This window comes from Pseudomonas sp. LBUM1647 (genome assembly GCF_059716175.1).
Genome location: NZ_CP166809.1, coordinates 2,012,341 through 2,026,041, shown reverse-complemented (window position 1 = coordinate 2,026,041; position 13,701 = coordinate 2,012,341). Strand labels below are relative to the sequence as shown.

The following is a 13,701-nucleotide window of genomic DNA, read 5'->3' as shown; positions in this document are numbered from 1 at the left end:
GAATATAAAAACAGCCTTCAATGGCTGTTTTTTTATGCCTATGCTTTTTGGCTCCCCCACGCCAAGAGGACACCCCCAATGACTGACTGGCCGCTGCCTCAGACCTATCGCTTCAACGGGCGCTCCGTTCGCTACGCCGTACGGGGTGACGGCCCACCGTTAGTGTTCGTACATGGCACGCCCTTCTCCTCTTATGTGTGGCACCGGATTGCGCCGCACTTCATCACCACCCATCGGGTGCATTACTTTGATCTGCTGGGTTATGGGCTATCGGAGAAAATCGACGGCGATGTGTCACTGGGTGTGCAGAACGACCTGTTGGCTCACTTGCTGGATCACTGGGGTCTGGAGCGACCAGACGTGGTTGCTCACGACTTCGGCGGCGCCACTGCCCTGCGTGCTCATCTGCTGAACGGCAAGGACTACCGCAGCCTGACGCTGATTGATCCCGTGGCGCTGACGCCCTGGGGATCGCCGTTTGTGCAACATGTGCGTCAACATGAGGCGGCATTCAGTGGCCTGCCCGATTACATTCAGCGGGCGATTGTGCCGACCTATATTCGCGGGGCGATCAAGCGCGAGATTCCTGATCATGAACTCGCGCCTTACGTGCAGCCATGGCTCGGCGATCCGGGGCAAGCGGCGTTCTATCGGCAGATCGCGCAGATGGACGAGCGTTATACCCGTGAGGCCGAAGGGCTGTACCCGACGATTCGTTGTCCGGTGCAGATTCTGTGGGGGGAAGATGATCAGTGGATTCCCATTGAGCGCGGGCAGGCGTTGCATCAGATGATTCCGGGGTCGCGGTTTCAGGCGATTCCGAATGCCGGGCATCTGGTGCAGGAAGATGCGCCGGAAGCGATTGTCGCGGCGTTGCTGCGATTCCTCCCACAAAACCTGTCCCCCTAAAGAAACAAAAATCCCTGTGGGAGCGGCGGTGCGGCGATCCGACTTGCCCGCTCCCACAGGGGACATCTATTCCTTCAGGTGCACCTCTTTCGCGCCCTTCCCCAAGCCAAACTCCCCCGCTCGGCTATAAATAACTACGCCACCCCACGCTTGGCACGACCACTGCAACACGCCCCCGCGTCACTCATTCAGCAAGGAACGCCCCATGACGCAGAACGATCCCGGCAACGATTACCCCCTCAGCGAAGTCCCGATGCATGCCCGCAAAGGCCTGGCCTCAACGGCCATGGTGCTGCTGGGTTTCACCTTTTTTACCGCAACCATGTTTGCCGGCGGCAAGCTGGGTGTGGCGTTCAGTTTCGGCGAGATGATGGCAGTGATTATCGTCGGCAATCTGCTGCTGGGGATCTACGCCGCAGGCTTGGGCTACATCGCCTTCAAGAGCGGCCTGAATTCGGTGTTGATGGGGCGCTTTTGTTTCGGTGAAGTGGGCAGCAAGCTCAGCGACCTGATCCTCGGTTTCACCCAGATCGGCTGGTACGCCTGGGGCACAGCCACTGCCGCCGTGGTGCTGGGCAAGTATTTTGAGTTGAGCGAGGGCACCATTCTCGGGCTGATGGTGCTGTTCGGACTGGTGTTTTGCGCGACCGCGTATGTCGGTTATCGCGGCCTGGAGATTCTGTCGTACATCGCCGTACCGGCGATGATGTTGCTGCTGATGCTGTCGATGTGGGTGGCCACGGTGAAGGTCGGCGGGCTCGACGGTTTGCTCGCGGTAGTCCCGACGGGAACACTGGATTGGTCGACTGCCATTACTTTGGTGTTCGGCACCTTTGTCAGCGGCGCAACCCAAGCGACCAACTGGACGCGTTTCTCCCGTTCAGCACGCGTCGCGGTGCTGGCGAGCCTGATCGGTTTCTTCATCGGCAACGGCTTGATGGTGTTGATCGGTGCTTACGGAGCCATCGTTTACCAGCAACCGGACGTGGTCGAAGTGCTGCTGTTGCAAGGCTTCGCCATGGCGGCGATGGCGATGTTGCTGCTCAATATCTGGAGCACCCAAGACAACACCATCTACAACTTCGCCGTCGCCGGTTGCAACCTGCTGCGCACCGGCCGTCGCAAAACCGTGACCCTGGCTGGCGCGGTGATCGGCACGTTGCTGGCACTGCTCGGCATGTACGACATGCTGGTGCCCTATCTGATTCTGCTGGGCACCGTGATTCCGCCGATTGGTGGCGTGATCATGGCGGACTTCTTCTACCGCTATCGTGGTCAATACCCCCGTCTGGCCGATGCCCGATTGCCCGCGTTCAACTGGGCCGGTTTGGCCGCCTACGCAGTCGGCACTGTCGCTGCGTTCAGTTCACCGTGGGTCGCGCCGCTGGTAGGGATTGCCGCTGCCGCGCTAACGTATATGTTACTGACCGGCGTGCTGGGTGCCCGTACTGCCAACGCACCATTACAAGATCTATAAAAGGATTCGCCTGATGCACATCATCAACGCCCGCCTGCGCAACCAAGATGGCCTGCATGAGCTGCACCTGGAAAACGGCCTGATCAGCAGCATCGCCCGACAGACCGAAGCCCCAACCCTGGGCCCCGATGATCTGGACGCCGGCGGCAACCTGGTGGTGCCACCCTTCGTCGAGCCGCACATTCACCTCGACGCGACGCTCACCGCCGGCGAGCCGCGCTGGAACATGAGCGGCACGTTGTTCGAAGGCATCGAGTGCTGGGGTGAGCGCAAGGTGACCATCACCGAGGAGGACACCAAAACCCGCGCCAAGAAAACCATCCAGACCCTCGCCGCCCACGGCATCCAGCACGTGCGCACCCACGTCGACGTCACCGACCCGCAGCTCACCGCGCTCAAGGCGATGCTCGAAGTGCGCGAGGAAAGCCGTCACTTGATCGACATGCAGATCGTTGCGTTCCCGCAGGAAGGCATCGAGTCGTACCGCAACGGTCGCGAGCTGATGGAAGAAGCGATCCGCATGGGCGCCGATGTGGTCGGCGGCATTCCACATTTCGAGTACACCCGCGATCAAGGCGTGAGCTCAGTGAAATTCCTGATGGACCTGGCCGAGCGCACCGGTTGCCTGGTGGACGTGCATTGCGATGAAACCGACGACCCGCACTCACGCTTTCTTGAGGTACTGGCCGAAGAAGCCCGCAGCCGCGACATGGGCTCACGGGTCACCGCCAGCCACACCACGGCGATGGGCTCTTACGACAACGCTTACTGCGCCAAACTGTTTCGCCTGCTCGGGCATTCGGGGATCAGTTTTGTCTCCTGCCCCACCGAAAGCATTCACCTGCAAGGGCGCTTCGACAACTTTCCGAAACGCCGTGGCGTGACCCGTGTCAACGAGCTGCTCGAAGCGGGAATGAACGTGTGTTTCGGTCAGGATTCGATCGTCGACCCGTGGTATCCGCTGGGCAACGGCAACATCTTGCGGGTGCTCGAAGCCGGCCTGCACATCTGCCACATGCTCGGTTACCGCAACCTGCAAAGCGCGCTGGACCTGGTCACCGACAACAGCGCCAAAGCCATGAACCTGGGTGATCGTTATGGACTGGAACGCGGGCGGCCAGCGAATTTGCTGATTCTGTCGGCGGACAGCGATTACGAAGTGATCCGCAGCCAGGGCCTGCCGCTGTATTCGGTGCGCGATGGCAAGGTGTTGATGAAGCGGCAGATGCCGGTGGTGGAGTTCTTCGGCGATCAGAGCTGAGATTTGCGTTGATTGGGCTTGCCACATCGCGAGCAAGCTCGCTCCCACATTTGACCTGTGTCTTACACAGTATTTGTGTCCACAGCAGATCTAATGTGGGAGCGAGCTTGCTCGCGATGGCGGTCTAACTATCACCCATCAACCGCGCAGTACCAAACAACCCGACCCGACTCAACTCACCGTCTTGTACCTCCAACAAAATCGGCGCCGTGCCGCCAGGCATGACCACCTTCACCTCCCCTGCACTGACCCAACCCACCCGCCATGCGGCGCAGGCCACCGCACTGGCGCTGGTGCCCGACGACGCCGTCGGCCCTTCTCCGCGCTCGAATACCCGCGCGACGACTCGCCCTTCTGACTCAAGCATCGCCCATTGCAGATTCACTCCAGCAGCACACGGCTCCCCTGCCCCGGTCGGCATGGCGTAAGCGATACGCGTCAGCCCTTCGGACAATCCCGGCTCGCGCATCTGCTCATTGCCCGGCAATGCATCGGCGCTCTCTAAAAGCGTCACACAATGTGGATTACCGATGCGCACGAACTGGCTTCGAGACCAGACGGGATCGAGCGCCGACAACGCCTGCACATGGCTGACGTCGCGACCGTTCAACCGCACGCTTTCAACCCCTTTAGCCCCCACCGCATCCGGCCCGAATGAGGGTTTACCCAAATCCAGCCAGAACCCTTTCACACCCTCGATCTCGGCCGGTTTCACCGAAGTGTCCACCGGTGAAACCGCGTCAGCCTTGTCGTGATGAACCCTGAGCAAACAAACCTCCTCCCTCGGCAGCAGCCCTTGCTCACTCAGGGCCTGAGAGAAAATCGTCAACCCGTTGCCACTGCGCTCGGCGAGCGTGCCGTCGGTGTTGACGATCAGCAGGTCAAACGGTGGCGAGTCTTGAAACGGCCCGATCAGTAAGCCATCGCAGCGATGCGACTTGGCATTGGCGGGACGCGAATGCGACGGCCATTCGCAGAATGCATCCACCGCTTGCCGGCTCCAGGCCGCCCGGGATGCCGCGGCGTGGCCAGCCGTTGTCGGCAAGTCGACACCGGCGCGACGCACCGCTGCGGGAGATACCACACCATAAATATTGCCGCGTGCATCGTAGAACTGCGCCATGTACCGGTCCTTTTTTATCTCTTGGGGCGGTGGCCACTCTAATGCTTCAGCAGGCCCGCAATCACGCTTCAAGCCTGAAAAAGCCCCCTTTACAGGGAGAAAGTGATAGCACTTCGCCAAGAAACATCTTGTATCAAAACCACTATGAACAGGCAGGCCGGCCCTCTCAGCCCATGTGCGCAACTTTTTGCGCAACTTTTAACCTTTATGATCCCGCACGGTTCTGGTTCACGCCTTCGCGTGGACGCAGAACTTCATGGAACGCCAGCAACACCTCAAGGAGTCCGAGATGTTCAGCCCTGCCAACCAGACCCATTTCAGCCTGACTGTCGAAGATTACGTCGGCGACCTGCAAGTGCTGTCGTTCACCGGCACCGAAGGCATCAGCCAGCCGTATCGCTTCGATCTGGAACTGGTCAGCGAAAACCCCGACCTCGACCTGGAAACCCTGCTGCACAAACAGGCGTTCCTGGCGATGGACGATAAAGGCAGCGGCATTCACGGCCAGATCTACCGTATCGCCCAAGGCGATGCCGGCAAACGCCTGACCCGCTACAAAATCTCCCTGGTGCCGCAACTGCAATACCTGCACCACCGCACCAACCAGCGCATCTACCAGCAGATGTCGGCGCCGAAAATCATCGCGCTGATCCTCGACGAGCATGGCATCAAAGGCAACGCCTACAACTTCCAGCTCAGCCAACCCTGCCCGGACCGCGACTACTGCGTGCAGTACGACGAAACCGACCTGCATTTCGTCCAGCGCCTATGCGAAGAAGAAGGCATTCACTACCACTTCCAGCACAGTTCCAAAGGTCATCTTTTGGTATTCGGCGATGACCAGACCGTGTTCCCCAAACTCGGCCAGCCCACGGCGTATGTGCAAGGCAGCGGCATGGTCGCCGACGAGCCGGTGATCAAAGGCTTCAAGTTACGCCTGGAAACCCGCACCGGCCGCGTCACCCGCCGCGACTACGACTTCGAAAAACCGCGCCTGCAACTCGAATCCGCCTACAAACCCGAAGCGCAAAGCGACGCGCCGGACCTGGAAGACTACGATTACCCCGGCCGCTTCATCGACCGCGCGCGCGGAAAATTCCTCAGCCAACGCGCCCTCGAACGCCACCGCGCCGACTACCGCCAGGCCGAAGGCAAAAGCGATCAGACGCGTTTGGTCAGCGGCCACTTCCTGGAACTCTCCGACCACCCGTGCACCGAGTGGAACGACCTCTGGTTGCTCACCGAAATCGTCCACGAAGGCAAACAGCCCCAAGTCCTCGAAGAGTCGGTCACCAGCGACACCACCGCCAACAAGGACGACTTCCACCAGGGCTACCGCAACCGCTTCCTCGCCACGCCGTGGGACGTGTTCTACCGCCCCGCGCTGCAACACCCGAAACCGCGTGTGCTCGGCAGCCAGACCGCCATGGTCACCGGTCCCAAAGGTGAGGAAATCCACTGCGACCAGTACGGCCGCATCAAAGTGCAATTCCACTGGGACCGCGAAGGTTTGGCCGACGACAAAACCAGCTGCTGGATGCGCGTCTCCTCGAGCTGGGCCGGCGATCGTTATGGCGCCATCGCCATCCCGCGCATCGGCATGGAAGTGCTGGTGACCTTCCTCGAAGGCGACCCCGATCAGCCCGTGGTGACCGGTTGCCTGTACCACAAGGAAAACCAGGTTCCCTACGACTTGCCGGCGAACAAGACTCGCACCGTGTTCAAAACCCTCAGCTCACCAGGCGGTGGTGGGTTTAATGAATTGCGGATTGAAGACAAGAAAGGCGCGGAACAGATCTTCATCCATGCCCAGCGGGATTGGGATGAAAACGTTGAGCATGATCAGAAGATTCGAGTTGGGAATGAGCGGCATGACACCGTGGAGAAGAACACTTACACCGAGCTCAAAGCTGAAGAACATCGCACCACGATTGCGGATCGCAAAGTGGAAGTGAAAGCCAACGATCACCTCACTGTCGGCCAGAACCAGCACATCAAACTGGGTACTGCGCAATTGATGAGCGCGGGGAAAGAGATTCACCTTAAAGCGGGTGACAAGATGGTGATCGAGGCTGGGATGGAGCTCACGGTCAAGGCTGGCGGGAGTTTCATCAAGCTGGATGCCGGCGGGATTACCGTGGTTGGGCCGGTGGTGAAAATCAATGCTGGCGGTGCTGCCGGGAATGGTTCCGGGATTGCGATTTTGATGCCGGTGTTGCCGATACCCGCCCCGTCAGCGGCGGCTGGCAATCTGCTGGGAACGGCCCAACCCGGGGTTGTGCCGCCTAAACTGGAATCCAAGCCAAAGGAGTACTTTTTCGACATCAAGTTGACTGACGTCCCTGGCGATGAAGGTTTCCCATTGGCCCACACCTCCTGGAAGATCGTTCAGGACGGCGAAGATAAACCGCTGCTCGAAGGTAAGACCGGCGAAGACGGACGGGTCAATATCGATGAGCCGCAACGCCTCAAGCTATCCGAAGCCTATTCAAAGAAAGGCCCGTTGTGGCTGTGTTATCCGGGCCAACGCGTGCCGGTCGCGCTTCACCAAGAGCCCTCGGCGGCTGACAAGGAGCGCTTCGCCCTCGCCGCGCTGGACTTTCATGACAGCACAAAACACCGCACTATCAGCACCGCGAACAACGAACGCAGCAAACAGGATTTGCTCGTTGAAGGCGATCTGTACAGTCAACTGCAAGCCAGGGATGACCATGACGAATTCCGCAACGCCTTATAACGGCATTCGCCACAAAGAAATCAGCCAGATCAACACCGCCGAGGGCAAAGCCCTGCCGGCGGTCAATGCGCCGGATTTCTTTATTCAGGACGAATCTGCATTCGCCCCCAAACGCAGCGGCAACCAAGTACGTTTTTTCACCACAGGTGAGGACTACTACAAGGACCTCGCCGGCGCGATTGCCGGAGCAACAAAATCCATCTTCATCACCGGTTGGCAGATCAACTACGACGTGACGCTGGATGGAAAACAAAGCCTTTGGGAATGCCTGCACAACGCACTCAAGGCCAATCCGACGCTAAAAGTCTTCGTCATGCCCTGGCTGAGTCCGGCGGCGAGTGTCGGCACCCATGATTTCGAAACCATGCTGGCGATCTTTCAACTCAATGCCGGCCTGAAAGGTGCTCGGGCGTTCTGTACCCCGGCGATCCAGCAGAGCGACATGAAAGGCCTGGGCTCGACCTTTTCCCATCACCAGAAGTGCGTAGTGATCGACAACAAGATCGGCTACGTCGGCGGCATTGACCTTGCCTACGGCCGACGCGATGACAACAACTTCAGCCTCGATGCTCGCTCCCGCCAAGGCAACGACGCCTACAATCCCGGAATCCCGCACCTGGGCTGGATGGACATGCACAAGCACGTCAGCCGCACCGGCCTGCTGATGGCCACGCTGTTCGACTTGTCCAGGCCGGCCGGTCACGTCCCTGTCCTGCCGGGCGTCGTCAAAGTACCGTTGCCTGCCACCGATGGCGTCATCAACGCCGGCGCGACCATTCAGAACTTCTTCGCCAGCCCGGCGGCACCCGCTATCGAATGGATGTCCAAGGCCGGCAACAGCTTCAAGGAACAGATCGGTGCAATCGACCCGTTGGCTTCAACCAGAAAATACCTGACCGACGCGGTTATTCGACAGATATCGGCGCTGATCAAACGCAACTGGGAAAACCTGCCCATCGCTGAACCCTTGAAAGGCCAGGTGAAAGTCTGGATCAGAGAAGTCGAAGGCACCGTTGGTAACCTGCAAGCGGCCCTGCGCTTGAAAAGCTATGAGCTGATCAACAAATGGATGAGCGCCACCGACCTGGGCCGGATGATCGCGATGTTCTGCGATAAAGGCTACGACGCTCTGCCGGCAGAGAAAATGGGTTGGTTGAACGACATCAACGAAGTCGGCACATCCCTGCTCGGACACTTCTATGCGCTGCTGCAGAGCCGCCTGGAAAACCGCGAGGAACCGTTCTACTACCTCGAGCACGAGCCACAGCCTCTGGCCTCTTCAGACTACAGTCGACTGGCCGACGATCAGCCGCGCATGCCGTGGCAGGATGTCCACAGTCGTATCGAAGGCCCGTCGGTCTATGACTTGTCGCGCAACTTCATCGACCGCTGGAATGGCCAGCAGGCGTACATTGCCGACATCAAGAAACTGGAGAAAACCAACGTCATCGTGGCGGTCATGGAATGGCTGAACATGCTCGCCAAAGATGCCGGACTGACCAATCACCTGGACCTGAACAACCGTATCCAACTGAATCTGCCCACGCCGAAACCGGTGTGGATCAACCAACCTCAATCCCTCCCGACACCACCGGAAATGCTCCGCGGCGGCGTCAGCGTGCAAGTGTTACGCAGCGCCTCAGCGAACATGACCGCCCAAGAGGCTAAAGGCCGAAGCAAATCCAACGTCCACCTGCCAGTCCCTCCCGGCATCAATACCGGCGGCGTCCAGGCCAACTGCCACAGCGCCATGTTGCAGGCCATCTCGAGTTCGCAGCATTTCATCTACATTGAGAACCAGTTCTTTCAGACCGAATTTGGGGATGAGGGGGAGCTACCTGCTGGCAAACCATTGTCCGGCCCGATGGCCAGTCTGCGCGACCCGTCCAGTTTGCGGCAGGACTATGTATCGCGAATCAACCTGCGAAAAGCATTGGAAAAGGAAGACTTTGCCGAAATCAACTGGCAGGAAGTCAACGCTATCGGCAAACAGCGCAATGAAGAGGCTCGAAAGTTTCTCGATGGGTTCTTCGCTATCTGGCAAACCAATGCGCAGGGCTGGCTCACTAAAAAACTCGGCAAGGAAGAAAAACTCTCCAACAGCATCGGCAAAGCCCTGGCTGATCGGATTGGACGAGCCATCACGGAGGAACGTCCATTCCACGTGTACATGATTTTACCGGTGCACCCGGAAGGGGCGCTGAACGTGCTAAACCTCATGCACCAGGTTCACCTGACCATGCAGAGTCTGGTGTTTGGCGAGCAGAGTCTGGTGAAGCGGATTCAGCGGCATATGGCGATCAAGGCCATGATGGATCGCAAGTGCACGAGGGAAGAGGCGGAGAAGATAATTGAGCGTCAAGATAGTAAAAAAAACCCCGTATATGCTCAGCAAGACTGGTCAAAGTATCTAACCTTACTCAATTTGCGCACTTGGGATAGTCTTGATGGCCGGGTAGTTACTGAACAGATTTACGTGCACAGCAAGCTACTAATTGCTGATGATCGAGTAGCGATTTTGGGAAGCGCGAACATTAATGATCGCAGTTTGTGGGGCAGGCGCGACTCCGAACTCGCGGTTATTGTTCGCGACAGTAGCCCTACAACTGCCAAGCTTGATGGAAAGGAAAGTCACCAAGTTGGGCAAACTATTAACAAGCTGCGAAAGGACCTCTGGAAAAAACATTTTGGTTTAAGCATTACTAAGAGCTCTTCCGTTGCAGCAGCGGCTCACTTGGAAAAGTATCTTGACCAACCGGCATCAGAGGAAACCTGGAGAGCCATCCAGATACAGGCCAAACAAAACACTGATGCCTACGAAGAGAGCTTTAGCTTTATCCCTCAAAATAAGAAACTCAAACATCCTACTTCTATCTGGCCCACGTGGGAATACAGAGATCCTGACAACATAGGTGCGGGAGGAAAGTTAATTGACCCTATGCCCTATGAAAAAAGGTTCTGGGAAAGTGAAAGCTTGAGTGATGTAAAAGCTTACCCGTCGCCGGCCGGAGTCAAAGGATTCATCACCTACCTTCCAGTAAAATGGACATGGAAAGAAAATAATGACTCGGGATTAAATATGACAATCATCGCAAACATTCTGGACGAGAACGGTGATCGCGTGCTTGCTAGTTCCGACATTGACGATCGTGACGAGATTAAAAACTCATGAAATTTCAATTTCATTTAATAGCAGCATTTTTTATCATCACAATGGGATCTGCTCACGCCGACACACCTAAAAAAGAATGCTTGGGACGATATACTTTCGACGCACCAGAAGCGATAGAATGGGCAACATACCCCACCAACAACAACTTAATCAGTGAAGGTGGCGGCCATACATTCAGCAAGAATATAAGCTCTGAGAACGAATACTTAACCTACAACTACAGTGGCCTTACCGTTCGAGTAAGCGACATTACCACACCTCATGAATTCGAAACACAACGCAATGCAATACTTCACACCAATGAGATATCAAAAAAAGAAGCACTCGAAAAGATAGACATCAAGAAAGGCCGACTACAAAGCATTCAAGACATGAACTACAGCGCCGACGTCATTGAGAGTCTAAAGAAAGATATAAAAGTTCTCGAAGATTCAACCACAGATACGACTCTCGAGCACAAACTTAACATCCCAAACTCTTACGTCTTTGGCAGCAAAAACACTCCTTCTAAAGTTTTGCTTTTGCGCAATAATCGCATTTATTATTTTAGCTTTAACACTCCAGGTAAAAATTCGACAGAAGACATAAAAGGGCTTATCGCTCGCTTCGAACCTCGTGAACTCTACCATGTGCCAAAAAGCCCTGGCATCTGCATGCCCTATGGCTTTATCCATGACAATGGCAAAACCGCTTTTAGCATTAAAAACAGCCTGCGATTCACCAGTACGCCAAACGTAATCATGACAATGATCAACGCTTCGCAAGACAACCCAACCAAAGCCACTGCAGGTACCTACGACACCGACCACAACCCTGGCTACAACGCAGAAAAATGGAAAAAGTCGAAGATCATGGAGAAGTTCTATTTCGGTGAGCGGATGACCACCCTTGAAGGCTGGCGTCTGGACCCTCGCCCCGAGTCCGGCGAGCAAGAACGCGCCTGGTTTGCCATTGCGCATGTCGGTGGTCTAGCCAGTCCATTGATGGCCGTGCAGATGTTCACATTCAAGCAAGGCACCGATGGACTGAAAGACCTGACGCCGCCACCCGAAGCGGTGGTTCCGCGGTTCTTGAAATTGACTGAGAGCATCAAGCCTCAGTAATCACGCCGTGCGATTTCAGTGGAAAAGGAGGATGGATTTATTTATGAGATGGATATCGCTTTTAATGAATCAATTCGCCCTCTTTTTCGTGTTCGCCTTATCTATCAGCATTGGAGGTTCAGCGATGGCTACGTCTGACTCCTATATATGCGTCCATGAAGTCGACAACTTGCCAGCTCTCGATCCTGACGCTGATGCTTGGTACCGAGATGCCGCGTTGCTGGCCAAACCCGATACGCTCAGACCTTGGGATCGAATTGTTGAGCTGTACTCGAAAGCTGCCGAGCGAAATCATTGGAAGGCCATGCACAACCTTGCGGCTCTTTACAGAACGGGCTGGCCAGGAGGCGTAGAAAAAGATACGCAGAAAGCCCTTGATCTCTATCAGAAGATGGTGGAACTGAATATTCCGCAGGGTTACTACGACATGGCGGCAATGATAGGTAATACGACAGGAGTCACCAACCCAGCCTCCGACGGCATCGCGTTTCTAAACAAAGCCGCAAAACTAGGGAACCCGGCGGCCCAGACAGAGCTTGGCAAACGCTACATTTACGAGGCAAAAAATATCGAGCTTGGTCTTAAGATTACACAGTGCGCCGCTGATCAAGGGTATGGGCAAGCAAACTATGAGTTAGGCGATTATTACAATATTGTTGCCCACAACTACCCGAAGGCACTCAGTTTTTATCAGATCGCTGTATCGCAGGGGCATGCTGGCGCCGCTTTAGTGATGGCAGACATCTTCGATAAGGACTCACTCCCTCATGACGCAATGTGGTACCGGCCGGATGAGAAGCAGGATGCGTTGTACAAACAATTACGAGTTCAGCTGAAAGAAGATCCAGAACTGCGCTTTCCAAATCTGATGAAGGATCACCCGCTCCCTGCTCACCCCAAACAAGGCTTTGACGCAGAACACCCAGACCGCAGACCGGAAATATGATTTGTTTGTCATTCAGCACCCTTAATTCATGACACATCGACACTGGAAGGGACCTGTGGCTGCCGCTAAATCTGCTGTTTTATGCATTGCTCTTTATAGTTTGTTGAGCGGAGCTCCAGCCATGGCCTATCCAACCTTTACCTGCGCCTATGAAAAAGACCACAACCCGCCGCTGGATGCGGAGGCCGAGCGCTGGTTTCAACAGGCCCGCGCTTTGGAGAAGGTACGAGGCGTAAAAGACTGGCAAACCATCGTCGGTCTCTACGAAAAAGCCATCGCCAAAGATCATTGGAAGGCGATGCACAACCTGGCGGGACTCTATCGCACGGGTTGGCCAGGACAGCCAGGTGTTGAACAGGACACTAGCAAGATGCTTGATCTCTATGAACGTATGGTAAAGCTCAAAGTCCCGCTGGGTTACTACGATTGGGCTGTCGTGTCCGAGAACGGGCATGGGGTATTGAAATCGGACCGGATGGCCAGCTCCTATATATTTCAGGCAGCGCAATTGGGCAATCCATTGGCTCAGGTGCGCATAGGAAATTACTTTGCGTTCCAATTGCCTAGGGATAAACAAGACGATCGAATGGCTGAGCCCTACTTTCGATGCGCTGGCGCTCAAGACTCGCAGGATGCAATTATCGAAACAGCCGCATTTTATAAGATCTCTAAAGAAAACATGCCTCTCGCACTATTCTATTATCAACGCGCCGCATCACTGGGTAGTTCTTCAGGGTTAAACAATCTGAAAGGAGCTTTTGAATCTACACCCCGACCAATATATAACTTTGGGTATCAGCCAGATCAAAAGCTTCATGAATTGTATTCTGACCTATGGGAGCAACTAAATAGCAACCCTGAATTGCGTTTCCCTAATTTGATGAAAGACCACCCGCTACCCGCCCATCCCAAACAAGGCTTCGACGCAGAACACCCAGACCGTAGACCGGAAATATGACTCGCTTGTCATTCA

General features: G+C 55.8%; 9 protein-coding genes. 8 read left to right on the top strand and 1 reads right to left on the bottom strand.

The window, feature by feature from the left end; translation table 11 throughout:
- The first annotated feature begins 78 nt into the window (after nucleotides 1-78).
- The 3 genes from ACA059_RS09080 (at nucleotide 79) to codA (ending at nucleotide 3,647) form a co-directional block, all read left to right on the top strand.
- On the top strand, nucleotides 79-909 hold the full coding sequence (locus tag ACA059_RS09080; protein WP_497633496.1) for an alpha/beta fold hydrolase: 831 nt from the start codon (nucleotides 79-81) through the stop codon (nucleotides 907-909).
- 205 nt (nucleotides 910-1,114) lie between these two features.
- A complete protein-coding gene (codB, locus tag ACA059_RS09075; protein WP_497633495.1) occupies nucleotides 1,115-2,386 on the top strand; it encodes a cytosine permease in 1,272 nt (423 codons plus the stop codon).
- A 13-nt stretch (nucleotides 2,387-2,399) separates the two neighbouring features.
- Entirely contained in the window at nucleotides 2,400-3,647 is a 1,248-nt protein-coding gene (gene codA, locus ACA059_RS09070; protein WP_497633494.1) for a cytosine deaminase, read from the top strand.
- Nucleotides 3,648-3,771: 124 nt separating this feature from the next.
- Here the strand turns inward: codA and ACA059_RS09065 are convergent, their stop codons facing one another.
- Nucleotides 3,772-4,770, bottom strand: a complete 999-nt coding sequence (locus ACA059_RS09065) for a diaminopimelate epimerase (RefSeq protein ID WP_497633493.1) — start codon at nucleotides 4,768-4,770, stop codon at nucleotides 3,772-3,774.
- A gap of 289 nt (nucleotides 4,771-5,059) precedes the next feature.
- Here ACA059_RS09065 and ACA059_RS09060 point away from each other — a divergent pair, with 289 nt between their 5' ends.
- The 5 genes from ACA059_RS09060 (at nucleotide 5,060) to ACA059_RS09040 (ending at nucleotide 13,686) form a co-directional block, all read left to right on the top strand.
- Nucleotides 5,060-7,507 (top strand): type VI secretion system Vgr family protein, encoded by a 2,448-nt coding sequence (locus tag ACA059_RS09060; protein WP_497633492.1) that lies wholly within the window; start codon nucleotides 5,060-5,062, stop codon nucleotides 7,505-7,507.
- The gene (locus tag ACA059_RS09055) at nucleotides 7,482-10,679 is read left to right on the top strand and encodes a phospholipase D-like domain-containing protein (protein ID WP_497633491.1); all 3,198 of its coding nucleotides are present in this window, start codon (nucleotides 7,482-7,484) and stop codon (nucleotides 10,677-10,679) included. Before ACA059_RS09060 ends, ACA059_RS09055 begins: the two co-directional genes overlap by 26 nt.
- A complete protein-coding gene (locus ACA059_RS09050) occupies nucleotides 10,676-11,782 on the top strand; it encodes a hypothetical protein (protein WP_497633490.1) in 1,107 nt (368 codons plus the stop codon). Before ACA059_RS09055 ends, ACA059_RS09050 begins: the two co-directional genes overlap by 4 nt.
- A gap of 124 nt (nucleotides 11,783-11,906) precedes the next feature.
- Complete coding sequence (locus ACA059_RS09045; RefSeq protein WP_497634639.1) at nucleotides 11,907-12,728, top strand: tetratricopeptide repeat protein; 822 nt, start codon at nucleotides 11,907-11,909, stop codon at nucleotides 12,726-12,728.
- A 121-nt stretch (nucleotides 12,729-12,849) separates the two neighbouring features.
- A complete protein-coding gene (locus tag ACA059_RS09040) occupies nucleotides 12,850-13,686 on the top strand; it encodes a tetratricopeptide repeat protein (protein WP_497633489.1) in 837 nt (278 codons plus the stop codon).
- Nucleotides 13,687-13,701 lie beyond the last annotated feature (15 nt).